Origin of the sequence: Desulfovibrio sp. An276, assembly GCF_002159665.1 — a bacterium.
Lineage (GTDB): Bacteria > Desulfobacterota > Desulfovibrionia > Desulfovibrionales > Desulfovibrionaceae > Desulfovibrio > Desulfovibrio faecigallinarum.
Map to the genome: position 1 here is coordinate 1 of NZ_NFJC01000042.1, position 23,495 is coordinate 23,495.

General features: G+C 57.1%; 20 protein-coding genes. 6 read left to right on the forward strand and 14 right to left on the reverse strand.

Annotated features, from left to right (window positions below):
• Together B5F76_RS12730 and B5F76_RS12735 are read left to right on the forward strand one after the other, a co-directional pair.
• A partial coding sequence (locus B5F76_RS12730; RefSeq protein ID WP_446717640.1) for a capsular polysaccharide export protein, LipB/KpsS family occupies positions 1-362 on the forward strand: 362 nt, incomplete at its 5' end.
• On the forward strand, positions 362-1,573 hold the full coding sequence (locus tag B5F76_RS12735) for a capsular biosynthesis protein (RefSeq protein WP_087355170.1): 1,212 nt from the start codon (positions 362-364) through the stop codon (positions 1,571-1,573). The genes B5F76_RS12730 and B5F76_RS12735, both read left to right, overlap by 1 nt.
• A 186-nt stretch (positions 1,574-1,759) precedes the next feature.
• Here B5F76_RS12735 and B5F76_RS12740 read toward each other — a convergent pair whose 3' ends face one another.
• Complete coding sequence (locus tag B5F76_RS12740; protein ID WP_087355172.1) at positions 1,760-2,947, reverse strand: DUF3987 domain-containing protein; 1,188 nt, start codon at positions 2,945-2,947, stop codon at positions 1,760-1,762.
• A gap of 509 nt (positions 2,948-3,456) precedes the next feature.
• Here B5F76_RS12740 and B5F76_RS14975 point away from each other — a divergent pair.
• On the forward strand, positions 3,457-3,603 hold the full coding sequence (locus B5F76_RS14975; protein WP_162608842.1) for a hypothetical protein: 147 nt from the start codon (positions 3,457-3,459) through the stop codon (positions 3,601-3,603).
• 345 nt (positions 3,604-3,948) lie between these two features.
• On the opposite strand, the gene B5F76_RS12750 is transcribed toward B5F76_RS14975, so the two are convergent.
• The 10 genes from B5F76_RS12750 to radA all read right to left on the reverse strand — a co-directional run bounded on the left by B5F76_RS12750 (position 3,949) and on the right by radA (position 16,376).
• Positions 3,949-6,252, reverse strand: a complete 2,304-nt coding sequence (locus B5F76_RS12750; protein ID WP_087355176.1) for a DUF3987 domain-containing protein — start codon at positions 6,250-6,252, stop codon at positions 3,949-3,951.
• Between the two features lie 606 nt (positions 6,253-6,858).
• Positions 6,859-8,856 carry an excinuclease ABC subunit UvrB gene (uvrB, locus tag B5F76_RS12755; RefSeq protein ID WP_087355178.1) on the reverse strand — a complete coding sequence of 666 codons (1,998 nt, stop codon included), beginning with the start codon at positions 8,854-8,856 and terminating at the stop codon, positions 6,859-6,861.
• 58 nt (positions 8,857-8,914) lie between these two features.
• Complete coding sequence (locus B5F76_RS15400; RefSeq protein WP_239407060.1) at positions 8,915-9,157, reverse strand: hypothetical protein; 243 nt, start codon at positions 9,155-9,157, stop codon at positions 8,915-8,917.
• Positions 9,154-9,672, reverse strand: coding sequence for a leucyl/phenylalanyl-tRNA--protein transferase (gene aat, locus B5F76_RS12760; protein ID WP_239407061.1), 519 nt, complete (start codon positions 9,670-9,672; stop codon positions 9,154-9,156). The genes B5F76_RS15400 and aat overlap by 4 nt, the downstream gene beginning before the upstream one ends.
• A gap of 26 nt (positions 9,673-9,698) precedes the next feature.
• A complete protein-coding gene (locus tag B5F76_RS15405) occupies positions 9,699-12,182 on the reverse strand; it encodes an AAA family ATPase (protein WP_087355180.1) in 2,484 nt (827 codons plus the stop codon).
• 45 nt (positions 12,183-12,227) lie between these two features.
• Positions 12,228-12,542, reverse strand: a complete 315-nt coding sequence (locus tag B5F76_RS12770) for an ATP-dependent Clp protease adaptor ClpS (protein WP_087355182.1) — start codon at positions 12,540-12,542, stop codon at positions 12,228-12,230.
• 122 nt (positions 12,543-12,664) lie between these two features.
• A complete protein-coding gene (locus B5F76_RS12775) occupies positions 12,665-12,967 on the reverse strand; it encodes a hypothetical protein (protein WP_162608843.1) in 303 nt (100 codons plus the stop codon).
• Between the two features lie 67 nt (positions 12,968-13,034).
• Positions 13,035-14,126 (reverse strand): Rpn family recombination-promoting nuclease/putative transposase, encoded by a 1,092-nt coding sequence (locus B5F76_RS12780; RefSeq protein ID WP_087355186.1) that lies wholly within the window; start codon positions 14,124-14,126, stop codon positions 13,035-13,037.
• A 79-nt stretch (positions 14,127-14,205) separates the two neighbouring features.
• Positions 14,206-14,862, reverse strand: coding sequence for a CYTH domain-containing protein (locus tag B5F76_RS12785; RefSeq protein ID WP_087355188.1), 657 nt, complete (start codon positions 14,860-14,862; stop codon positions 14,206-14,208).
• Positions 14,859-16,376, reverse strand: a complete 1,518-nt coding sequence (gene radA, locus B5F76_RS12790) for a DNA repair protein RadA (RefSeq protein WP_087355189.1) — start codon at positions 16,374-16,376, stop codon at positions 14,859-14,861. Before radA ends, B5F76_RS12785 begins: the two co-directional genes overlap by 4 nt.
• A gap of 91 nt (positions 16,377-16,467) precedes the next feature.
• Between radA and ligA the strand changes: the two genes are divergently transcribed.
• Positions 16,468-18,816, forward strand: a complete 2,349-nt coding sequence (ligA, locus tag B5F76_RS12795) for an NAD-dependent DNA ligase LigA (protein WP_239407062.1) — start codon at positions 16,468-16,470, stop codon at positions 18,814-18,816.
• 51 nt (positions 18,817-18,867) lie between these two features.
• Positions 18,868-19,659, forward strand: a complete 792-nt coding sequence (gene dapB, locus B5F76_RS12800; protein ID WP_087355191.1) for a 4-hydroxy-tetrahydrodipicolinate reductase — start codon at positions 18,868-18,870, stop codon at positions 19,657-19,659.
• 102 nt (positions 19,660-19,761) lie between these two features.
• Here the strand turns inward: dapB and arsM are convergent, their stop codons facing one another.
• Entirely contained in the window at positions 19,762-21,024 is a 1,263-nt protein-coding gene (gene arsM, locus B5F76_RS12805; protein ID WP_087355194.1) for an arsenite methyltransferase, read from the reverse strand.
• A 188-nt stretch (positions 21,025-21,212) separates the two neighbouring features.
• A complete protein-coding gene (locus B5F76_RS12810; protein WP_087355195.1) occupies positions 21,213-22,058 on the reverse strand; it encodes a hypothetical protein in 846 nt (281 codons plus the stop codon).
• Positions 22,059-22,194: 136 nt separating this feature from the next.
• On the opposite strand from B5F76_RS12810, the gene B5F76_RS12815 reads away from it, so the two are divergent.
• Positions 22,195-22,782: a TetR family transcriptional regulator gene (locus tag B5F76_RS12815; RefSeq protein ID WP_087355197.1), complete on the forward strand. Its 588-nt coding sequence runs from the start codon at positions 22,195-22,197 to the stop codon at positions 22,780-22,782.
• 2 nt (positions 22,783-22,784) lie between these two features.
• On the opposite strand, the gene B5F76_RS12820 is transcribed toward B5F76_RS12815, so the two are convergent.
• On the reverse strand, positions 22,785-23,324 hold the full coding sequence (locus B5F76_RS12820) for a BRO family protein (protein ID WP_162608845.1): 540 nt from the start codon (positions 23,322-23,324) through the stop codon (positions 22,785-22,787).
• Positions 23,325-23,495 lie beyond the last annotated feature (171 nt).

Below are 23,495 nucleotides of genomic sequence, written 5' to 3' on the forward strand. Positions count from 1 at the left end.
ACTATCCCATGGGGCAGCTTTTACCCAAGGTACACGAGGTGCACACTTTGACTTCACAGACAGGATTTGAGGCTCTCTTGCGTGGCGTCAAAGTCTGTACCTATGGCGGCCCCTTCTATGCCGGCTGGGGGCTGACAGAGGATATGCAAAATTTTCCCAGGCGCATGGCGCGTCTCTCACTGGATGAGCTGGTTGCGGGCACCCTCCTTTTGTACCCCACCTACTACGACTGGCAGACAGCAAACTTCTGCAGGGCAGAGGATGTTTGCTTTCGTTTGCTGCAGCCCAACGGACAGATGCGTGGCCGTATCTGGGCCAGATTTGTCAACTTCATACGCAACAAACTGCGCCGGAGAGGCTGATGAAAACGCATCTTTTCCTCCAGGGACCTCACGGTCCCTTTTTCCGCAGACTGGGGAGTGCCTTGCGAGAGCAGGGGGACAAGGTCATACGCGTCAACTCCTGCGGCGGTGACGTGTGGGACTGGCCTCTGTTCCACACAAGGCTCTTTCGCAAGAAAAATATCTTCTGGGGCGCCTGGATAGCCGAGCTCATGGACAGGGAAGAAGTAACTGACCTCCATGTCTTTGGGGACTGGCGTCCCCTGCACAGGGAGGCCGTCCTTCTCGCCAGGCTTCGTGGTCTCAGGGTCTGGGCCTACGAGGAAGGGTATCTTCGCCCGGACTACATCACCATGGAATCCGGGGGCGTCAACGGCCTCTCCTCTTTGCCGCAGACAAGAGAGGGTATGGCCTCCCTGGCTGCCAAATGTCCCAAGCCACCGGTTCCCAAAAAATTTGGCAACCCCCAGGTCTACAAGACCTGGATGGCCATTGGACATTATGCCGGAACCATCTTCATGTGGCCCTTTTTTTATCATTTCCAGACTCATCGTCCGCAGAGTGCGAGCCACGAGGTCTGGGGCTGGTTTCTGCGTGTCCTTTCCCGCTCCCGCAGAAAAAAGCGCTCGGCAAAGGAGCTCAAGGCTGCCTATCGCTCCCGTGCTCCCTACTTTCTCTTTCCCCTGCAGCTGGACTCGGACTCGCAGGTGAGGCGCTATTCTCCCTACAGCGGCATGAAGGAGGCCATAGCCTGTGTTCTGACCTCTTTTGCGTCCGCAGCTCCAGAGAATACCCATATTATCATCCGCAATCACCCCCTGGACAACGGTCTCATCGACTACGCCACCTTCATCGACTCCTTTGCCAAGGCCTGCGGCATACGCGAGCGCGTCCACTTTGTGGAGGGAGCCAAGGCCAACCGCATGATGGACAAGAGTATTGGCGTAGTTGTGCTGAATTCCACCATTGGCATAACAGCCCTGCGCCTGGGCAAGCCCGTGTACTGCGTGGGCACTGCCATCTACGCCATGGAGGGCCTTGCCATAAACAGCGAGCAGATGCCCCTGGACGATTTCTGGCAAAAGAAAAGGGCGCCCCAAAGGGACGCCCTGGTGGATTTTGAGCGTGTGCTCAAAACCCATGCTCTAATCAACGGCAATTTCTACACCCCGGAGGGGATCGACACGGCCATTGACGGGATTTTGCGCAGGCTTGGCAGCGACATGGAGTAGGCCGGCGCTGCTTTGCCTTGTCTGTAGTCATCACGATTTTCACTCCCTGTTGTCCAGGCCGTTTACGATGTGCTCTCGGAAGCGGCTTTGGATTCTTCTCCGGTTTCTTCCCCGGATTTTGCTCCAGCCACTTCCAGAGATTCGGTCCAGGCTACAGGCCTGGCTTCATCCAAGGATCTGGTCTTTTCAGCTGTTGCCAAGGGTGAGTGTCAAGGAGAAAGTCTGGGGTATTCCCAAAACGAATGGACACTTGATCTCTCTGCCTTGCTGAGGGACAGGGTTGAGCTCATAGCGTACCATTGCTCTCCCGTTCTTGCCCTTCATGGAAATGGGGAGAATGCAGCCTTGTTCCACCAGGGACGCAAGCGCCTTGTTCATTGGCTTCATGCTGTAGAAGGGTAACTGCCTCCTCAAGGATTGGTAGCAGTCCCTGGCAGAGAAGACAGGCCAGCCCTTGCGCAGAACAAGGGCAAGGACTTTTCCCGGGGCATCGCTTTGCGCCTTCTTCAGTTTGCTCCAGGCCTCTTGCGCGTGTTCGATGAGAACGTCCCCAATCTCCAGAGCCCGAGCCATATCTTCTGCGGATATGACGAGCCTGATTTGTGGGCAGGAATAAGACATGAAGTGGAAGAGCATGGCAATCTCTCCCGTCACATCGCGCGCAACCAGTGCGAGCCATTCCCGCAGGGAGACATTGAACTCGTTCTCAAGACAGAGCCTTTTGGCCTTGTCCTGATAGGCAAGCCACATCCATTCCGCATCCTTTGCGAGGGCGAGCGCGATCCCCTCTTCCGGATTGTCCTTGGTTGTGAAGGTGATGGTGCTGAGAGCCTCTGCCTCGTCCACAGCTCCTGCAATGGAGAGCGCGTAGCGCCCCCAGCGCAGGCTTTGTGTCAGCGCGTCCGTCGCAGTGCCGGAGACGGACGCCATGACCCTGAGACGCTCTTCAATCCTGTAGATCTGTCCGGCAAACGCCACAAGCGCTGCCTCGCCAATCTCGGCCAGGGCGGCGCGCACAGCGCTCCTGGAAAGCTCGTAGATCCTCTTGTCGAGCATATTCCGGGCATTTTCCCTGATAAAAGTGTCGGACAAGGTGTCGGACTTCATCGCAAGGGGAGCCGGATTGGTCCCCTCCCGTACCGACTGTGCCTCGGAAGCTTCCGTGCCCGATCCTTTTGCGGCATGGGGCATTGCGCAAGTCTCGCCAGTCTGCTTCCTTGCGCTCTTCACGCAAGTCCTGGACTTCGCGTCTTTTGTCGTTTTCTTGCCCGCAGGGGATTTCTCCCTGACAGGGGCTTGCGTTTGCGCCTGGCTGCCACCGCTTCCGGTGTGCAAGGCGTCTGTACAAGCCTTTGATTTGTGTTTGGTTTGCATTTTTACTCCATTAAAGTTTGCATGGGAGGAGCCATTCTTTCAAGCGCTCTCCCGTGCTTGTGATTTGTGGAGGTAACGCGATCCTTCATATCGCGCCGTGCCCTTTGCCGTATCGATACTCACATCAAGTTTTTTCGGGTGTCTCCTGTTCTGTTGCCTGTTTCAAATTCTCTTCCTGCGCCTTCTCTCGTAACGCGCCTCACAGATATCGCGTTTTCGTGAAGTTTAAGCTTCCCTGTTGAGAAACCTTGGGAAAGCTCGGCTTTCACGAGCCCACGCTTGCAGGCAGGAAGTGCCTTATTTCCTTGATTTGAGAGCGTGGGGTGAGAGCGGGGATACGCAGCCGGAGCGTGTTCGGTTTGCCCACAACGAGTTTCCCGCTCGGTTTGTCCGCGTGGTGAAGCAGTGCGACAGTGTCTTTTTCTGCATACTGGCATGTCGTATATTCCATACAGTACAAGCCAGGCTGGGGAAAGCGTTACTGTCCTGTATGAGGGCTTGCCAACGCATTGCGCGCAGCATGCAACACCCGTGATACATCCAGGTATCGGCATTTGTTCCATCCCCTGGACAGCGGCCTCATCGGCTACGCGACCTTTATTGGCTCCTTTGCCACTGCCTGCGGGTTACGCGGACGTGTCCACTTTGTAGAGTGAGCCAGGGCCCAATCGCAGGATGGGCAAGAGCCAGGTAGAGTTGTGCTGAATTCGACCCTGGGCATCGGCCCTGAGCCAGGGCAAGCCCTTGTCTTTCACGTGGGCACGGCCATCTACGCCATGGAGGCCTTGCCGTAAACAGGGAAGAAATGCCCCTGGACGATCGCAAGCCCCTGCCATCCTGCCCTGGCGGACCTTGAGCGCCTGCTCGAAGTCCATGCCCATGGCAGAGGCAATTTCTCCACCCCGGAGGGTATCGACACTGGGCCATTGACGGGATCTTGCAAAGGCCCGGGAAGAGTGTGGAGAGTCGGCATATACCTCAGGATGTCCGCCGGCTGTGGCCTATATCTTGCCGGACAGGCCTTGTGCGCAGACTTGTGGAACGGTGTCCATTTCGGCGTCTGCCGTTGCGAGCACTCCTCCCCCTGTTTCCGCGTGTTCAGAGGGCTCACTTGCGGATTGGTCTTCCGGAGTCGCTCCCTCGATGAACTGTGGGGATCCCGAATCTTCCACGGATCCCGCCCCGGATGCGTTCCCGGAACCATTCGTGCCCTTGTGCTCGGAAACAGGATTGTCTTCAGCCATGGGCCTGGGCGTTTCGCCTGTTCCCACTGTGAGGCTTCCCCTGTCCAAAGCATCCGCAGCTTGCGCCTCCTCCTGCTTTATCACAACGGCAGGATTGAGCTCATAGCGCTTCATGGCTCTTCCGTTCTTTCCCTTCGCGGAAACTGTGCGGATGTAGCCGCGCTCAATCAGGTCTTCAAGAGCTTCTTTCAGGGGCTTCATGGTACGGAAGGGCGGTTGCCCCTTCAGGAGCTGGTAGCAGTCCCTGGCAGAGAAAAGGCTCCAGCTTTTGCGGGTGACAAGGCCAAGAACCTTCCCTGCTGTTTCTTCCGGCGTGTCCTGACGCATAAGCCTGAAGGCTGCCTTCGCGTGCTCGAAGAGGAGATCTCCGAGGGTCAGGGCCTGCGCCATTTGTTCGGAAGATATGGTGCGATCGATCGTGGGGTCTGCACAGGAAATGAGGTGGAAGAGGGCGGCGATCCTTCCCACAACCTCGCTCGCGAACCTTATTGTCCACTCCTGCATGGGGGCATCGAGACCCTGACAGCGCCTTTCGGCCTTGTCCTGATAGTCAAGCCACATCAGTTCCGCATCAGAGGAAAGCGTGAGCGTTACAGCCTCTCCAGGCTCGTTCCAGGACGCAGGCAAAAGACGCAACACCTTTTCGAAGAAGGCCCTGGCTGTTTCTCCGGGCATTCTGCGCCCTCTGGCAAGAGAGCGCGAATCACTGTGCGGCATGAGGTAGATGAAGCGCGTGTCAAGTCCCCTGGACTGCAAGAGCCTGACTTTCTTGGGATCCTCAAGGGCACTTGTCCTGGGAGCAAGCGTCATGGTGAGCCTTGGGTGCATGCAGTAGAACTTGCCCTTCTTGTCCACAGTGTAGGGGCTTGCGTCCCATGCCCTGAGCATAAGCTCCTTCGAGGACCTTGAAGACGCGGAGGAGAGGATGTCGAGGCAATTGTCGTCGGCACTTGCAAGGGAAAGGGTGTCGTTTTGCTGGTGCACTGTGTCCTCAAGCCTTGCCAGAGTGTCCGTCACAAGGCGGGGAACGACAGTCGTGACCTTAAGACGAGTTTCAAGCTCGCAGATCTGTGTGACAAGCGCTTCCAGGGCAGTCTCGTCCTTCTCGATCTGGGCTTGCTCGGCATTCCTGTTGAGCTTGCGGATGGCCCTTTTGGTGATCCTCTTCTCGATGTTTTCCCTGAGGATCCTGGGCTCGAGTTCGCGAGCCTTTGCAGCTTCCCAGGCCGTGATGGGGGCAATGCAGGCCTTCAGGGCAGCGCGCTTGCGGCTTGCGGACTGCGTGGGAGACATGATGAAGAGATTGGTTGGCTGTATGTTGCCGTACAGGTCCACACTGTAGGTGCTCTGGGCGCATGTAGCTACGACAGCCAGGGCGTTGGCAAGGACGCTCTCTTCGGAAACCTGCATTTCGCAAGACAGGCCGCGGCAGAAATCCCCGAGAACAGGAGGAAGCTTTGCGCAATCAAGCCCTGGAAGACTGTGTGTGGCAAAGGGAACGGGCGTGTTCCACGCTGGTGCCTCCCCAGTCTCGCCCTCTGAACTTGTACGGCTCCTGGTAGCGGTCTTTTTCCTGACTCTCTTGCCTGCAGTCTCGCCGGTGCTTTCGACCATGGCCTTTGCTTCTGTATCCCCCAAGTGCTGCAAGGCTTCGGCCTTTGCCCCAGCGGCCGCAATGCCATCCGGGTCCTGCGTGCGCGGTGCGGCGTTTTCCACTGCGCTGCCCAGCTCCTCGCTCACAGCGTTTTCAACCTGTTTGTCCATAGTGCCTGTGATCGGTTGGGGAAGCGAGTTTTCTCCTGGAGGGATCGCGTTTCCTGACTGCGCGACCACAGGGCTTTCGACTATGACCGCGTCCTCTATGTCTGACATGATGTCTATCTTCATTTTGTTGTCCTTTTTGATTCGTGTGTCCTGCCTGCCGTCTTGCAAGGCCCTGTCTGTCAGCACAATCTCCACAGTTTGTCCGTTACGGGAATGGTCGGCTTTTTCAGACGCGCTCGCCGCTTCAATGGCAGGAAGGAAGAGTTTCTTCGCAATATTGGTGAACAGCACGAACATATTGGTTCCTCCCGCAATGTGCTCCCTTGTGAAATCTGTTCGCCTGTTGTCGAAATTCGAGGTGGCTGCATTGCATACCTATATGGTATGCTGGCATGTTGCGTATTGAAACAACGAGCCTGAACGTTCGCCCTGTACGAGGATACTGGCGTATCGTCGTACAGTGTCCCGCACTTGCCGGCATGTTTTGTTCTGCCATCTTGCCCTTTTGCAACCCTGTGTAAACATTGTTCTCCTGTATCTGTTGCCCGTTCGTGCCGGCTTGTGGCCGGCCAAAAATACATGACGCGCGTACCATGTCCAAAGCAAAAATCGTGTAAAAATTCCTGGCACGTCTTTTCTATAAGTATAGGGCCGAAATTTGTCAAGCGCCAGAAAAAGAGCCCTGTCAGGCCCGATTTTTTTTAAGTCTCTTGTTTCAAATACTTATGTTTTGTGACCTGACATAGCATATTTTCTTGTTCTTGTCCAATAGCCTGAAATCACAAGAAAAAATCTTTTCAGAGATTTTTTTTGCCTGGCTTGAATGTTTTCCTGGCATGTCCGATCATACAAAAAAGCCCCGGGTGTCTTCCTGTCAGCATATTGTCTTCGAGAGCAGATCTCCTACAAAAACTTCAGCTGTTTCCTCAAGGCCCGTATCCTGTCGCGCAAAACTGCGGCCTCCTCGAATTCCAGGTTGCGGGCATGCTCGCGCATCTCCTTTTCCAGGGACTGTACAAGAGTTGCCATCTCCTCGGGATTGGTGGGCATGGCGTTCTCTTCCTTTTTCTTCCTTTTTTTGCCCTTGCCCTGGGTAGCTGATTCTGCATAGATGGCGTCCAGGGGCGAGTCCAGGGTCTTTTTCGTGGACCTTGGGGTGACGTTGTGCTCCTCGTTGTAGGCCTTCTGCTTGGCCCTGCGCCGGGCTGTCTCGTCCATGGCAGTGCGCATGGACTCTGTCACCGTATCCGCGTAGAGGATGACAGTGCCGTGCACGTTGCGGGCTGCCCTGCCAAAGGTCTGTATGAGGGAACCCGTGGAACGCAAAAAGCCCTCCTTGTCCGCGTCCAGAATGCAGACAAGGGAAACCTCTGGGATGTCCAGGCCCTCGCGCAAAAGGTTGATGCCTATGAGTACGTCAAATTCCCCAGTGCGCAGGGCACGGATGATCTGCATGCGCTCAAGAGTGTCTATGTCCGAGTGCAGGTATCTGGCCTTCACGTTCATGTTGACGCAATAGTCCGTCAGATCCTCTGCCATGCGCTTGGTAAGGGTCGTGACAAGCACCTTTTCACCAGCTTCAATGCGCTTCTTGCACTCGGAGAGCAAATCCTCCATCTGCCCCTTTACAGGCCTGACGATGACCTTGGGATCCAGAAGGCCTGTGGGACGTATGATCTGTTCCGTGACGAGCCCTTCGGAAATGTCGAGCTCGTACTTGCCGGGAGTAGCAGACACGTAGACCACCTGGTTCAGAAGTGCCTTGAATTCGTCAAAGCGCAGGGGCCTGTTGTCCAGGGCAGAGGGCAGGCGAAAGCCGTAGTCCACCAGGGTCTGCTTGCGGGATCTGTCGCCCTTGTACATGCCGCTCACCTGGGGGACAGTGATGTGGGACTCGTCCACAAAGAGGATGAAATCCTTGGGAAAGTAGTTCAGAAGGCAGGCCGGAGGCTCGCCCTCCTTGCGACCGTCCATGTGGCGGGTGTAGTTTTCAATGCCGTTGCAGTAGCCGAGCTCCTCGAGCATTTCCAGATCGAGCTGGGTGCGCTGTTCAAGGCGCTGGGCCTCGAGAAGCTTTCCCTCCTTTTCGAAATGGGCAAGCCTTTGCTGGAGTTCCACGCGTATGTCGTTGCATGCGCGCTGCAGATTGTCCTGCTCGGAGACGTAGTGGCTTGCAGGATAGAGCACGGTCTTTTTGACCCTGGAAAGTGTCTCCCCCGTGAGCGGGTCAATCTCGCGCATCGTGTCTATGTCGTCGCCAAAGTATTCGATGCGCAGGGCCTGCTCGTGACGGTAGGGCGGGATGATTTCAATGGCGTCCCCGCGCACGCGAAACGTTCCCCTGTGAAAGTCGTAGTCGTTGCGCTGGTACTGGACGTTCACAAGGCGCTCCATGAGCTTTTCCATGGGCAGATGCTGGCCTTCCTCAACGGGGATGACAAGGCTCGCGTAGTACTCCGGAGAGCCCAGGCCGTAGATACAGGACACGGAGGCCACGATGACCACGTCCCTGCGGGTGAGCAGGGCGTGGGTTGCCGAGTGGCGCAGCTTGTCTATGTTGTCGTTGATGGCGCTGTCCTTGGCGATATAGGTGTCCGAAGCTGGCACATAGGCCTCGGGCTGGTAGTAGTCGTAGTAGCTTACGAAGTACTCCACAGCGTTTTTGGGGAAGAATTCGCAAAACTCCGTGTAGAGCTGGGCAGCAAGGGTCTTGTTGGGCGCAATGACAAGGGCAGGCCTGCCACAGCGTGCTATGACGTTTGCCATGGTAAAGGTCTTGCCGGAGCCTGTGACGCCAAGCAGCACCTGATTTTTGACGCCCTGTTCCAGATTGGTGGCAAGGGCCTCTATGGCCTCTGGCTGATCGCCTGTTGGTTGGTAGGAGCTGACCAGTTCGAACATGGGGAATATCCTGTGGAAAATAAGGGAGTGAAGAGAGTGGGGGCGTCCTGTTCAGCCTTTATAAGCCCTGTTCCTGCCAGGCATCGTCCTGCCAGACGTACCCCTTCCTCCAGGGCAAAAAGGGCCAAAGGAGCTTTCCCGCCTCGGGTGTTGAGGCGTACTCCAGGGTGAGGGCATCCCCTGCGTCCCGAAGGTACGCAAGGGCCATTCCGAGGAGCTCCTCGAAGTCTGTCCTCGCAAGCAATTGCCCGCCCTGGGCCATGATGTGGGCGCTTTCCTGCTGGCAGTCGAGCAGGGTCATGCCCGAAGACGCATGAGCTTCACAAGGGTGCGCAGAGAGGCCCTGGAAGCCTCGGAGACAGTGTGGAACATGGACTCGCCAAAAAAGGCTCGGCCCAGGGCCAGGCCGTAGAGCCCGCCCACAAGTGTCTCGTCCTGCCAGGCCTCGATGGAGTGGGCAAAGCCCGCCTCGTGCAGATCCATGTAGGCTTTCTTCATGGAAGGCCCAAGCCAGGTCTTTTTTCGCATGCCGCAGGCCTGTATCACCCGCCCGAAGGCCGTATCGCAGGTTATGCGAAAGTTGGCCTTTCGTATGGCGCGCAGGGCCCTTTTGGGACAGTGGTAGAATTCTGGGAGGATGACGCAGCGGGGATTTGGGCTCCACCAGAGTATGGGCTCGCCCTCGTTGAACCAGGGAAAGATGCCTTTGCTGTAGGCCGCAAGAAGGAGGGGCAATGAGAGATTGCCTCCCTGGCAGACAATGCCCAGTGCGTCCGCTTCCCCTGTGTCGGGGAAGCGGGCTGCAATGGAACGCAATATATCCCCCATGCCCGGCCCTGGCATCAGGCGTCCACGAGCACGAGCTCGTCCCTGTCCTCTTCGAGCTCAAGGCGGGCAGTGCCTCCGTTTTGCAATGAGCCGAAGAGAAGGGCGCTTGCAAGCTTGTCCTCAACCTCGTTGCGCAAAAGCCTTCTTAAAGGCCTTGCTCCCATGCTCGGGTCAAAGCCGTGCCTGGCAAGCCAGTCCCTGGCGCTCGAGCTCAAACAAAGCTCCACGTGGCGCTCTGCAAGCGAGGCCCTGATCTCTGCAAGGAACTTGTCCACGATGTGCAGCATCATGTCGCTTGTGAGGCTCTTGAAGGGAATCATGGCATCGAGGCGGTTGCGGAACTCTGGGGTAAAGAGCCCCTCTACGGCCTTCAAGGCCTTTCTCGAGGCGTCGCCAGGCCTGTTCTGGCCAAAGCCCACCGAGGCCTTGTTCATCTCGAAGGCGCCTGCGTTGGAGGTCATGATGAGGATGACGTTGGAAAAGTCCGTCTTTCGCCCTGTATTGTCCGTGAGCGTTGCGTCGTCCATGACCTGCAAAAGGATATTGAAGATGTCCGGATGGGCCTTTTCAATCTCGTCCAAAAGGACAACGGAGTAGGGCGCCTTGCGCACGGCCTCTGTCAGAAGGCCTCCCTGATCGTAGCCCACGTATCCTGGCGGGGCGCCGATGAGGCGCGAGACAGAATGCTTTTCCATGTACTCGCTCATGTCGTAGCGCAAAAACTCTACGCCCAACACGTCCGCAAGGCATTTTGCGACTTCGGTCTTGCCCACACCGGTAGGCCCGTAGAAGAGGAAGGAGCCGGCAGGCCTGTTGGCCTGACTCAAGCCAGCCCTTGAGCGCAGTATGGCACGCACCGTAAGCTCTATGGCCTCGTCCTGGCCAAAGACGCGCTCCTTCAAATCGTCCTCAAGGCGCGCGAGCCTGTCGCGCTCTGAGCCAGAGACAGTGCGCACGGGAATCCCTGCCATGCGGGCCACTATGCGCTCCACATCCGCTATGCTGACAGAAGGCCGTGGTTCGTCCGCGCTCGGAGCCGAGCTTGCAGCCTTGTCACAGGTCTTGTCCTGTTCCCCTGTGGCCTTGTCTGAAGCCATATCCGGGGTCATCTCCGGAGCCTGGGCCAGGATGTCGCGATAGCTTATGCTCCTGCTCCCTGTTTCCTCGACCTTGTCGTCGGTGCCGCTCGCACAAGTCTTCTTTTCTGTCTCTTCCTCGCTGGCAGCCTTTTGATCGCAGACAAGGCCGCGGGTGAGAAGGTGCACGGCAGCGCCAGTCTCGTCCATGACGTCAATGGCCTTGTCCGGGAGGAGCCTGTCGCGCACATGGCGTGCCGAGAGCTCCACCATGGCCTTCAGGACATCCTCGGAATAGCAGACCTTGTGGTAGTCCGCGTAGCGGCTCTGCAGTCCGCGCAATATCTCGAAGCACTCGTCGCGGCTTGGCTCGCGGATGTCGATGCGCTGAAAGCGCCTGGCAAGAGCGCGGTCCTTTTCGAAGTGGTTTCTGAATTCCTCGTAGGTGGTGGAGCCCATGCAGCGCAGATCTCCGCTGGCAAGCAGGGGCTTCAGGAGGTTCGAGGCGTCCATGGCGCCGCCAGAGGTGGAGCCGGCGCCCACGATGGTGTGGATCTCGTCTATGAAGAGGATGGCCCCCTTGTGCTCCCCAAGCTCCTTCACGATGGCCTTGAACCTGGCCTCGAAGTCGCCGCGGTAGCGGCTGCCAGCAAGGACAAGGCCAAGGTCCAGGGCAAAGACCTGCGTGTTTGCGAACATGTCCGGCACCTGTCCGTTTGCTATGCGCAGGGCAAGCCCCTCTGCCATGGCAGTCTTGCCAACGCCCGGATCGCCCACGAAGAGGGGATTGTTCTTGCGCCTGCGGCAAAGGACCTCGATGGTACGATCGAGCTCTGCCGTGCGCCCGACCAGGGGATCGAGCTTGCCTTCCCTTGCCTGGGCTGTGAGGTCCGTGGTGTACTTTTCAAGCGCACCCGTTTCCGCATCGTCCTTGTCGGAAGCCTTGCCTGCCTTTTTTGCTTCCTCGCTTGCGGTGCGGCTTTCCGGATCCTCGTTGTAGGAGTGGGAGACAAAGCGTTCCACCTCAAGGAGGGTGACACCCTGGCGGTGCAGGTAGTAGACAGCGTAGTTGTCCTCGTCCTGCATCATGGCAACCAGGAGGGCGCCCAGGTCCACTGTGTTGCGGCCGGCGTTCTCCATGCTGATGGCTGCCCGCTCGAAAAGGCGCGTCAGGGAGACTGTCTGCACGATTTCGTGAGACACTCCTTCGGGAACGGTTTCGATGTAGGAGCGGAAAAAGCCGTTCAGCTGCTCGCGCAGCATGGCAACGGACACACCGCACCCTTCGAGCAGCACGCGACCGCGCATGATCTTTGTATAGCCGTAGAGCAGATGCTCTACTGTCAGTATCCCGTGCCTGCGTTTCTGGGCCTCGAGCATGGCCTCGCGAATCACCACACGGGTCATCTTGCTGAAATCCATAGTAGTCTTCGGCACCCTTCGGGGCGCCGCCTCCGTGATTTGGGCCTATTCCTCGCGCATGGTGCACAGCAGGGGGAAGCCCGCCTGTTCTGCCATGGCGTGGACCATCCTGGCCTTGGTGGCCGCGATCTCCTTGATGTAGGAGCCGCACTTGGCAATACCCTGGTTGTGAACCTCTTCCATGAGAGCTATGGCCTCGCTCTCTGTCTTGTAGAAGACTTTCTCAAGGACAAGGACCACAAATTCCTTGGTCGTGTAGTTGTCGTTGTGCAGATAGACGGCGAAGCGGGGAGGTTCCTTGAGACTGGGTTTCGAGAGAACGCTCGTCTCGCTGTCTGGATAGGTGGTGTAGTCGGACATGATATACCTTGAAAATGAGGAACCCGTTGTGGGGAGGCTGTGCACTGCTGCCTGGAAAGAATACTGCAAAAACTATGCCGAAAAAAGAGAAAAGGAGATCGCCGCGTCAGTGTCTGGCAGGATCAGGCCTTCCTGATTGCGCCTGCTACATCATCAAGGGATGTAGCCGTGCCAGCGACAACTATCAGTCTGGAAAGCTTGGCGCTGTTGTTGATTTTTTCGAGATCAGCCTCAATGCTCTGGGGTACGTTCCCAAACCTTGTCTGCAAAAGCTGGATAATTGCCTGCCGTGTTTGAGCCCTTTCTTCATCCCTGACCTCATCCCTGACTTCATCCCTGACTTCATCTCTGACTTCATTCCTGACCTCATCCCTGAGCTTTGTCTTTGCCTCGGCATATGTGACCCTGGATACTGTATCGATCATCCAGGGGAACCAGGACTGTACCACTTCCATGCGATCGGCATCGGTACTGCTTTTGTATATACTCAACTTACGCCATCCTGATTGCGCTTGTGACATCGTCAAGGGACGGGGCCGTGCCAGCGACTATTGTCAGTCTGGAAAGTTTGGCGCTGTCGTCGATTTTTTCGAGATCAGCCTCAATGCTCTGGGGGATGTCCCCAAATCTTGCTTGCAAAAGCTGAACAATTGTCCGACGAGCCTGAGTCCGTCCTTCAGCTCGTCCTTCAGCTCGTCCTTCATTCCTGACCTCAGCCGCGACTTTTGTCTTTGCCTCGGCATATGTGACCCTGGATACTGTATCGATCATCCAGGGGAACCAGGACTTTACCACTTCCATGCGATCGGCATCGGTAATACTTGCGTTCATGACTTGCTCCTCAATATGCTGTTTGGCCTGTTTTGCAATCCTGGGAAATACAGTGTCTGCATACCTGAAAAAGATATCAATAGCATCGCTTATCGTTTGTTTTTCGTGAGGCTTCCAGGAAGTTATGCCGGCATACAACAAAAATGCTTCACTAATCTTGTCTGCTGGATCTTTCAGCAGAAGTGCCTGCAAAAAAACAAACAGGGTGTTTTCCGCAAGTCTGAGCTCAAGTGTTTCTCTGGAAACATCCTTGAGACTGTAGACAATCATGGAAAAGTCTGGGATACAGGAACTGAAGGTAGTGTCATCCCCAAACAGATCCCGCATCTGTTTCCCGTTCCATTTCTGTTTCCCATGATAGAACACAACCGGAATAACAAATGGAAGACATTTTGTTTTCCTAAATAATCCATTTTCGAAAAAGCGTATCCAGATGCCTACCATGTATTTCAGTATTTGCAGCGCACATACAGGTTCGGGCTGCGATTTGTGTTCGAAAAGGATATACACGGATCCATGTCGACCATCCCTGGTTTTGCAGGTAAACACAAGGTCGGCTATATACTGCTTGAATGCGTCATCAACGAAGGTTTCCGCAGACGACTCAAGACTTTCCAGATCCAGTGCCTCGACCATATTGGCTGGCAGGCATTGCTCAAGGAAATTGGCCATGTTTTGCGGATTGCCAAAATAGGTTTTGGCCATGCTGTCGTGCAGGTGTTCGCCCTTGCGGCCTGTATTTGCGTTGTTCATAGCCAAGCCCTTTCAAGTCTCTGCAGTGAGGAAAAGCAGGACATTTGCCGGAAAGAGACAGTCGGGATGCGCCCAAGGGCTATGCGCTCTCATGTGCCCCGGAAAGGCCCAGTTCCTTGCGCAATCTTGCCCGCTCGTCATCAGTGAAGACCATGTAATTGTTTGCCGGAAGGCCCTTGTTCGCGAGCCATTCCAAGTACAATACATGATAACTTTTGGCGCTTGTCGGGAATTTGTCAAGGCCAAGAAGATGTTCCACAAGCTCAAGTGTGGCTGGATCTGCCTCTATCTCCACTGTTTCCGTAAAGGGGAGCAGATCCATGTCCATGTGGGCGCTTCTTCCTTCCACCTCAAGGCACCAGCTCTCCCGCACCTTTTCGTAATTTCCTGCAGGGTGATAGCCAAGTTCCTTCAGGATGCGGTCCATGTTGCGGATGTCGGAAAGGGTATGCAGGGAAATCTCTATTTCCTCCCTGCGCTTGACTGGCCCTGTGGCAAGCACAAGGTCCTCCATGGGTATCTTGCAGGTCAAAAGGCCGTCCGCGTGGTCCGGCCACTCCCTGCGGCGCAGGCGCAAAAGCCTTCTGTCATGCAAGAGCGTCCCCTGTTCGTTGTCGTACACAGTGTTGGACTCGAAGTGCGGGGCAAGGATTTGCCTTGCGCCAAGACTTTTCAGCTGCGCAAGAAGATGTTCTCTGCCTGCCCCAAGGTATTTGCGCTCGATTTCCAGACTCATGACTGATTCCCCCTGGTTGCTTGCGGCCTTTGCATACCCTGAGCTTCAGTTTTGTGGCTCGCTTGGCCCTGCCCCTGCTGCCTGTACGGGGCTTGCGGGGCACGCGAGCCTTGCCCCTGCCACTGTCTTTGGGGCTGCTGTCCCTGCGCCGCAGCGGTCCTTGCCTGTGCTGGTCTTGTGTTTGCTTCTCTTGCAAAGAGGCGGGCTGCAAGGTCCACGATGGTCGTGACGCTTCCGGGACCGACTATGGGGGTGAAGCCAAGGCGTGTCGCCTGGCGCAGGCGCATGTCCTGGCAGGCCACGGGGCGGATCTGGCCGTTCAAATCCATCTCCCCGAAGAAGATCGCCTTTGGCGGCAGGGCTATGTCGTAGAAGGAGGAAAGCACTGCGGTCACAAGCCCCAAGTCCAGCCCCGGGTCTGCGAGGCGTATCCCTCCGCCCACCTTGGCGTAGATGTCGGTCTGGGAGAGATTCAGTTTCAGGCGCTTTTCCAGCACTGCCAAAAGGAGATTCAGCCTGTTTGCGTCAAAGCCCAGGGCCACGCGACGCGGGATGCTCAGGTACGATCTCGAGCACAGGGCCTGCACCTCGACAGCCAAAGGCCTTCTGCTCTCGCAGGCCATGACCACTGCCGTGCCCGAGAGGTTGGGGTTGCGGTCCTCGAGGAAGAAGGCCGTGGGATCCTCCACGATGTTCATGCCTGTGCGCTCCATGCGGAAGACCAGCATCTCCTCGGAAGAGCCGAAGCGGTTCTTGAACACGCGCATGAGCCTGTGGGACTGCTTCCTGTCCCCCTCAAGGGAGAGCACCGTATCCACCATGTGCTCGAGAAGCCTTGGTCCTGCAAGTGCCCCGTCCTTGGTCACATGCCCCACCAAAAGAGCGCACACGCCAAGGCTTCGGCAGTACTCTATGATGCGCGTAGCAACCGCCCGCACCTGGTTCACGTTGCCGGGAAGGCCCTCTACGTCCGGGCAGGCCATGGTCTGCACTGAGTCAAGGACAAGAAGAGCAGGCCGCTCCAAAGTCAGGGTGGAGGCCACGTCGTCGCAGCTTGAGGTCGCTATGGCGAGCACGTTGTCGTGCAAAACATTCAGGCGTTCGGCCCTGGCCCGCACCTGGGCAAGCGTTTCCTCGCCAGAGGCGTAGAGAACCTTTCTGCCTTCTTTTGCCACCCTTCCTGCCACCTGAAGGAGCAGGGTGGATTTGCCAATGCCTGGCTCTCCGCCAAGCAGAAGAACTGAGCCAGGCACAAGACCTGCTCCAAGGAGGTGATCCAGGGCAGGGTGGCCGCAGGAAAAGGGCTGCGCCGTCTCCTCTTGAGCCTCAGCCAGGGGGACTGCCTTAAGGCCAGTAGACTGAACTCGTCCTGTGAGAGGTGTGCTTGTCCTAGCCTCCTGGGCATAGGTGTTCCACTGCCCGCACTTTGGGCAGTTTCCAAGCCACTGCACAGAGGTGGCCCCGCAGTGGGAGCACACGTAGATTTCGTGATTTTTTGCAGTATTGGTCGCCATGGGCGGAGAATACACAAAACCACCCGGGACGCAAGATGGCGCACATTTGGGCTTGCATCCGGCCTCAATGGCCCCACTGCTTTCCGCTGTCATGCGAGAAAGACATCTGTATTTTTTGGGCTTCCTTCTCTATACTGCCCCTGCAGGCAAATCCTCTGCCGCACAGTTTCAGTCCTACGCCAAAGGAGCCCTCCCCATGCCCAGCCCCAAGCCGCAGCAACCCTCCCTCCTGGACCTTGTCGCAAGCGATGCCAAAGCCGACGTCAAAAGCGAAGAGCACAGCAAGAGCACTGCCGAGCCCGGTTCGGACAAGGCCGAAGAGGTCACCCAGGGGATGCAACAAAGCCCGTCTGAAAAAACGGGGGAAGAAGCCTGCGAAAACGCCAGCTCCTTGGGCGGAAGCCCTGCCGCAAACCCCATCCGCGAGCGCATGGACGCTTTGGTGCGTTTTCTTGAGTACCACAACCATCTCTACCACACCCTGGACGCGCCAGAGATAAGCGACGAGGAGTACGATGCGCTCTTTGCAGAGCTTGTGGCTCTCGAAGAGCAGCACCCGGAATTTCGCTCCCCCCATTCGCCTACCCTGCGCGTGGGCGGAGGTCTTTTGACAGGCCTTGCCACACGCAGGCACACAAGCCGCATGTACGGCCTTGAGGACGTCTTCAGTGTCGAGGAATGGCGGGGATTTGTGCAGCGCATGACGCGCGCGCTTCCCGAAACGCCCATGGAGTTCTGGTGCGACCCGAAGCTCGACGGCCTGGCGCTTGAGCTCATCTATGTGGACGGCGTCTTGCAGGACGCCATCACCCGCGGCAACGGCGAGGAGGGGGAAGTGGTCCTTGAGCAGGCAAGGACCATACGTACCATTCCCCTGCGTCTTGCGGGTCAGGGGCCCTTTCCTGCGCGCCTCGAAGTGCGCGGCGAAGTGGTGATTTACAAGGATGATTTCGAAAAGGTCAACGAGCGGCGCGCAAGCCTTGGGCAAAAGGTCTTTGCCAACCCCCGCAACGCTGCTGCAGGAAGCTTGAGGCAGCTCGACGTGGCTCAGGCAAGGGCCATGCCCCTGACCTTCCTGGCCTACAGCCTGGGTGCAGCCACCTGGGGCGAGGTGCAAGAACCCCGTTTTCATGCAGACCTCATGGCGCTCTTTGCAGCGTACGGCTTTGCGACCCCGCCAGGGGGAAGGCTTTGCCACGGCCTTGCCGAGGTGGAGGCGTATGTGGAGAATGTGCGCCAAGACCGCCCTTCCTACGCCATGCAGATAGACGGCGCTGTTGCCAAGGTAAACGACCTTGCGGCCCAGGAGGCCCTTGGCTTTACCGCCAGGGCTCCGCGCTTTGCTGTGGCCTTCAAGTTCCCCGCAGAACAGGCCGAGACGAAACTTTTGGACATCGAGGTGCAGGTGGGAAGGACCGGTGTTCTGACACCCGTGGCGAAGCTGGAGCCAGTGCGCGTGGGCGGCGTTGTGGTCTCGAGCGCCACCCTGCACAACGAGGACGAGGTCAGGGCCAAGGATTTGCGCGTGGGCGACACGGTTGTCGTGCAAAGGGCAGGGGACGTTATCCCCGAGGTCGTGCGTGCCATTCCCGAAAAAAGGCCAGCCAACTCCCAACCCTGGATCTTTCCCTCGCATTGCCCTGCCTGCGGCGAGGCAGTGCACAGGGAGGAGGGGCAGGCTGCCTGGGTGTGCGACAACGCAAGCTGCCCTGCAGTGCGCCTGCGCTCCATCATACACTTTGTCTCGCCGCAGGGTCTGGACATCGAGGGCATTGGCAGCCAGTGGATCGAGCAGCTCGTGACTTCAGGCCGCGTGCGCAACCCAAGCGATCTCTTCACTCTCACGAGGGAAGAGCTTCTGGGCTTCGAGCGCATGGGCGAAACACTTGCAGGCAATTTTCTCGAAGCGCTCGACTCTGCCAGGCACAAGGCAAGCCTTGCCCGTTTCATAGCAGCCCTTGGCATACATCACGTGGGCGAGCAGGCTGCGCGTTTGCTTGCCACAAGATTTGCTGATATGGAAAGCCTCGTCTGCGCAAGCGAGGAGGAGCTGACTTCCCTTCCCGGCATAGGCCCGAAGATAGCCAGATCCGTGCGCAATTTCATGGACTCCCAGGCCAATCGGGACATGCTTGAACACTTTCGCAAGCTTGGACTTTGGCCGGGGGCGCAGGAGGAGGCCGAAGGGCCCTTGCAGGGCAAGCGCGTGCTCTTTACAGGCACTTTGAGCATGCCCCGCGCAAGGGCGCAGCGCCTGGCCGAAGGGGCGGGAGCTGTCCTTGCTGGCTCTGTCTCGCGCAAGCTCGACTACCTTGTGGTCGGGGAAAAGCCCGGCTCCAAGCTTGAAAAGGCGCGTGGCCTAGGTGTCAGTATCCTGAGCGAGGAAGAATTTGTCCGCCTTGTCGGAGGCAGTCTGGACCTGGATGGTTCGGAGGAATAGCGAACGTACTGTTCACGCATCCCGACACGGCGTAGCATACAAGGAGACAATATGGGTTTACCGATTATCGTCGTTGGAGCAGGCGGTCGCATGGGCAAGACCATCTGCGATCTGGTGCTGGACAATCCCGACATGGATCTGGTCGGCATGGTGGAACGCCCGGAGTATCAGCCCCGCGTGGCTCCCGTTGACTGCGTGGTGTCCGATGACTTCGAGTCCGTTGTGGACACCTGCCCGGAGAATCTGGTTGTCATAGACTTTTCCAATCCGCAAAACAGCCTGCACACAGCAGAGGTCTGCGCAAAGGAAGGGATTTCCCTGGTCATTGGCACAACGGGCTTCTCTCAAGAGGAGCAGGCCGAACTTGCGTCCTATGCCAAGAAGACCCGCCTTTTCTGGTCTCCCAACATGAGTGTTGGCGTAAGCGTCCTGCAGAAGATTCTGCCTTTGCTTGTGAAGGATCTCGGGCCCGACTACGACGTGGACATTGCCGAAATCCACCACCACAACAAGGAGGACGCCCCGAGCGGCACTGCCCTGCGCCTTGGCGAGTGCGTGGCAGAGGCCAAGGGCTGGGATCTCGCAAAGGTGCGCACAAGCGGCCGTGACGGCATCATTGGCCCAAGGCCCAAGGAAGAGATAGGCATCATGGCCCTGCGCGGCGGCTCCGTTGTCGGCGTGCACACGGTCTACTTCATGGGCGAGGGCGAGTGCATCGAGGTGACCCACAGGGCAGAGTCCAGGGCAAACTTTGCGAGAGGTGCCCTGCGCGCAGCCGAGTGGCTGAGCAAACAGGAAGCAGGCAGGCTCTACACCATGAAGGACATGTTCCAGGAAGCCTAAGTCCTCTGAACAGAGAGATTTTGCAAAAGTCCCCGGCCTTCGCATACGCGCGAGGGTCGGGGGCTTGTCTTTGTGTGTGGGGGCAGACTGCGCAGTGGCACCCTATTTCCAGGCCTCGATGGACAGGCTTGTAATGTACTCCGAGAGCTCTCTTCCTTCGGGCAGGGCCTCGGCAATCTGTCTGTAGAGGGGATCGTTCCAGTTCTGCATGTTCCGCACGTAGTCGGATCTGGGCGTCAGGATGATTTTGGAAAAGCCCGCTGCTTCCATGAGAGCTCTTGTCTCTTCCACCAGTATGGCTCCAGCCACACAGCCTACCAGGGCCGCGACCATGCCGCGGACATTGTCCGGCAGGGGCTTCAGAAGGGCCTGATCCGAAACGGAGACCTTGCCGCCAGGCTTGAGAACGCGGAACACTTCCCTCCAGACCTGGGCCTTGTCGGGGGAGAGGTTGATCACGCAGTTGGAGAGCACAACATCCACGCTGGCATCCGCCACGGGCAGATGCTCGATTTCGCCCAGGCGAAACTCCACATTGTGAAGGCCTGTGAACTTCTCGTACTGCTCCAGGTTTTTCCTGGCCTTGCCAATCATTTCCTGGGTCATGTCCACGCCAATGACATGCCCAGCCTCCCTGACCTTTTCGCCTGCCTGAAATACGTCGAAGCCGCCTCCACAGCCGAGATCAAGCACAACCTGTCCTTCACGCAGGGCAGCTATGGCGACAGGATTGCCGCAGGAAAGCCCCATGTTGGCCCCTTCGGGAAGCCTGTCCAGGGTTTTGGCGTCATAGCCCACAGACTGGGCTAGCCGGAAGGGATCGTTCTGGCCGCTGCGCTTGCCAGAACAGCAGCAGGAATGATTGCCCGTGGCAATGGCCGCGTAGTTGGCGCGAACAAGCTCCCTGACCTGTTCGTCTGTACGCTGGCCTTCCGAATGCGGCGTATCCGCAGTGGTGTTGGGAGATGGTGTCGAATGCATGGGACGAGTTCCTCCATGGTTGTGGGAAGGGGGCGTTCGAAGAGGCAAAAAGCGGGGATCCACGTCGCTTGCCGCACGATATGCCTGACACTGGCAAGGGTTTCCCGTGCAGCATTCGGCAGTCAGGTAGCCAATGATATCCAGCATCAGGGGGATGTTGGCGCGGTATCTTGTGTTGCGGCCTTCCCGTTCCATGCTGATCAGGCCGCTGTGGACAAGTGTTTTTAGGTGAAACGAGAGATTGGTCTTGGGAATGTCCAGCAATCTGGAGAGCTCTCCGGCCACGAGGCCTTCAGGCGCGTATTTGACGAGGAGCCTGAAGATGGAGAGCCTGGCTTCCGAAGTCAGGGCCTCAAACAGGGTTGCGGCGGTTTTTGTTTCCATAGAATTATTATTCAACAACAATTGAACAATTGTCAAGAGACAGCCGTTCTCTGGCTGTGCAGTCCCTCTTGCGGGCATGTTGCCTTCTTGCAGTGCAGAGAGAACCCGGGCCGTTTTTCCCACACAAGCGCAAGTCCCCGGCCTTAGCGTGTGCGAGGACCGGGGACTTGCTTGCTTGGACTTTTGTCCTATTCCTCCCTGTCTGGAGGGAAGAGTTCCTTCACTTCGACTATGGTTCTGTCGGTCCTGGTACGCACCTTTTTTCTCTGGATTGTGCGCACAATTGCCCGGATGTTCGTTCCATTCTCAAGGACGATTTTTCTGTCCCGTACGGCGGCAAGAAAGTCCTCGTCCTCCACATCGGCGACAAACTCTATGCCGTCCTCGCCCTCGCTGAACGTCCAGTCCTTGGGAGAGCCATTCAGTTTCGGGCCAACAATCTCGAGGATGCTTTCAGCCTCATTGTCTGTCAGGACAAGGCCTTCTTCCTGCCTGAAGTACACGCGATCCTGTCTTGTGATGACTTGGGGTTCGCTATTGTCGGCAACGAATTTCACGCTGTCTGCGCCATCGTTATCAAGAGTCTGCGTCAGGCGGGAGAGCTGGTCTAGGGTGCAAGTGTTGTTGCAGACAGTGACTGCACACTGATTGAAGATGGGTGTCTCCGAGCGTGTTTTCGACAAGGATGCACCCGTTTCCTCTATGCCAATTTCCCGGACTTTCTTGCCGCGGGCCCATTTTCCCAGTGCGATGACCTGTCCAAGAATGGCCGCGGCACTAGTCACCCCGGCGGCAATGGGTGCGTCGTGCCGCACGGTCATGTCGATGCTGAAGGCTCCGGGCTTGGCTTCGCCCTTCACCTGGATGTCGATTTCAGCGTCCCTGCCGTACACGGCTTGTGCCGAGCGGCGGGCAAGTCCATCGAGAGCCAGCAGCGATTGGGCAAGGGCGGAGGCAGAAATCTTGTGTTGCTCGATAGCTTGGCCTTCGAACGAGATGGAAAAGTGTTCCTGCGTGGAGTAGTGTTTGGACATGCAATTGCCTCCAAAAAAGCTGTAGTGGGATTTTGGGCTGAGTCTGGACAATGGTGAAAGTCTTGCGGATTTCCTTGACAGGGGTGTGCTTAAGTAATAATCCGACCGTCCGGAATGTTTTTTCTGGAGGGGCAAAATGAAACAGGAAGAGCGCAGCAGAAGGACCAGGGAGGCCATCCTGAATGCGGCAGCGGCCTGCTTTGCGGAGAAGGGCTATTCGGCCTGCACCATACAGGATATCATCGAGCGGGCAAATCTGAGCAAGGGTGCCCTGTACGGTCACTTTCGCAGCAAGGAAGAGCTTTTCAAGGCCATGATAGGCATAGAGCACGGAAATGGTGTGGAAAGGGCGAGGGCGCTTGCAAAGGAGCCGCCCTATCTCGACGCCATCATACGCTTTCAGGAGGCCTGCGTCCGCAACCCCGTCTTTCCCATGGATCACAGGCTGTGGATCGAGGTTTTGGCTGTGGCTGCCAGGGATCCTGTCATGAAGGAGGCCTTTGCCGAAAGCGAGCACATGGCACGATCCGTCTTCAGGGAGCTGCTTGTGAAGGCCAGGGACGCAGGCGAAATCGATCCCGAACTTGACGTGGACGCCACTGCCATCTGGCTCTTCTCCCTTGGCGACGGGCTCATGGCAAGGATAGCAGACGACAAGTCCTTTGATTTCCAGAAGCACTTTGACATTTTTGCACGGCTTGTGCGCAAGGCGCTGCAGGCCTGACATCATTCCTGTTCCCCGATGCCCCTGGGGGAAAGGCCTTTGGGCACGCTTCCGCCAAGCTCGGCAATGGTCTGGTCTACCTTTCGGGCTACCTCATGGTACGCCCTGTCTGTTTCTTCTGCCTGTGTGGCACAAAAGGACAGGGCTGCGCGCTCCGTAACGCCCATGGAAGATGATGCGAGCTCCTGCCGCCTTGTCTGCAGAGCAAGGTAGGATTGTCCTTCGGCAACCGCAGGCTTTGATGGATCGCCGTTTTGGACAAGGAGGTAGCAGGCGTAGCGCGACAGACGAAAGTCCTTGATTTCGTGTTTGTCCCCGCTCCTTAGGGGAACGGTTTTGACAATTTGTTCAAAATGCGCATCGGGGTTTTGCCTCGAGTTTTCGCAAGCTTTCATGGCTCTTGCGATTGGCAGTTCCTGCCATGCTGCATAGCCGAGAAAGGGGCCAAGCTCGCTCGCAAGCCAGTATTTCACCCCGTTTTCACAATGCCGCATCTGTTCGAAATTTTGCGCAGACGCACGCGCCATTTGCTTTGTTTTCATTGTTCTTCCCTGTCAGCTTCGCGTTCGTGAGCTCCTGCACCCTGGCAGCCGCAACTAGGAATCCTGAACTTTGCATGAATTTATACTAAGAATAAATTTTTCTCTGAAAAAACAAGCGGTTTTGTGAAAAAGCCGCTTGTTTTTTACCGGTATTTCTAGTATAATTATACT

What these genes read in the sequence shown, in the direction of transcription:
- B5F76_RS12735 (WP_087355170.1), top strand. Translation starts at nt 362, where the DNA reads ATGAAAACGCATCTTTTCCTCCAGGGACCTCACGGTCCCTTTTTCCGC.
- B5F76_RS12740 (WP_087355172.1), bottom strand. Translation starts at nt 2,947, where the DNA reads ATGCAAACCAAACACAAATCAAAGGCTTGTACAGACGCCTTGCACACC.
- B5F76_RS12750 (WP_087355176.1), bottom strand. Translation starts at nt 6,252, where the DNA reads ATGTTCGTGCTGTTCACCAATATTGCGAAGAAACTCTTCCTTCCTGCC.
- uvrB (WP_087355178.1), bottom strand. Translation starts at nt 8,856, where the DNA reads ATGTTCGAACTGGTCAGCTCCTACCAACCAACAGGCGATCAGCCAGAG.
- B5F76_RS15400 (WP_239407060.1), bottom strand. Translation starts at nt 9,157, where the DNA reads ATGACCCTGCTCGACTGCCAGCAGGAAAGCGCCCACATCATGGCCCAG.
- B5F76_RS15405 (WP_087355180.1), bottom strand. Translation starts at nt 12,182, where the DNA reads ATGGATTTCAGCAAGATGACCCGTGTGGTGATTCGCGAGGCCATGCTC.
- B5F76_RS12770 (WP_087355182.1), bottom strand. Translation starts at nt 12,542, where the DNA reads ATGTCCGACTACACCACCTATCCAGACAGCGAGACGAGCGTTCTCTCG.
- B5F76_RS12775 (WP_162608843.1), bottom strand. Translation starts at nt 12,967, where the DNA reads ATGATCGATACAGTATCCAGGGTCACATATGCCGAGGCAAAGACAAAG.
- B5F76_RS12780 (WP_087355186.1), bottom strand. Translation starts at nt 14,126, where the DNA reads ATGAACAACGCAAATACAGGCCGCAAGGGCGAACACCTGCACGACAGC.
- B5F76_RS12785 (WP_087355188.1), bottom strand. Translation starts at nt 14,862, where the DNA reads ATGAGTCTGGAAATCGAGCGCAAATACCTTGGGGCAGGCAGAGAACAT.
- radA (WP_087355189.1), bottom strand. Translation starts at nt 16,376, where the DNA reads ATGGCGACCAATACTGCAAAAAATCACGAAATCTACGTGTGCTCCCAC.
- ligA (WP_239407062.1), top strand. Translation starts at nt 16,468, where the DNA reads ATGCGAGAAAGACATCTGTATTTTTTGGGCTTCCTTCTCTATACTGCC.
- dapB (WP_087355191.1), top strand. Translation starts at nt 18,868, where the DNA reads ATGGGTTTACCGATTATCGTCGTTGGAGCAGGCGGTCGCATGGGCAAG.
- arsM (WP_087355194.1), bottom strand. Translation starts at nt 21,024, where the DNA reads ATGGAAACAAAAACCGCCGCAACCCTGTTTGAGGCCCTGACTTCGGAA.
- B5F76_RS12810 (WP_087355195.1), bottom strand. Translation starts at nt 22,058, where the DNA reads ATGTCCAAACACTACTCCACGCAGGAACACTTTTCCATCTCGTTCGAA.
- B5F76_RS12815 (WP_087355197.1), top strand. Translation starts at nt 22,195, where the DNA reads ATGAAACAGGAAGAGCGCAGCAGAAGGACCAGGGAGGCCATCCTGAAT.
- B5F76_RS12820 (WP_162608845.1), bottom strand. Translation starts at nt 23,324, where the DNA reads ATGAAAACAAAGCAAATGGCGCGTGCGTCTGCGCAAAATTTCGAACAG.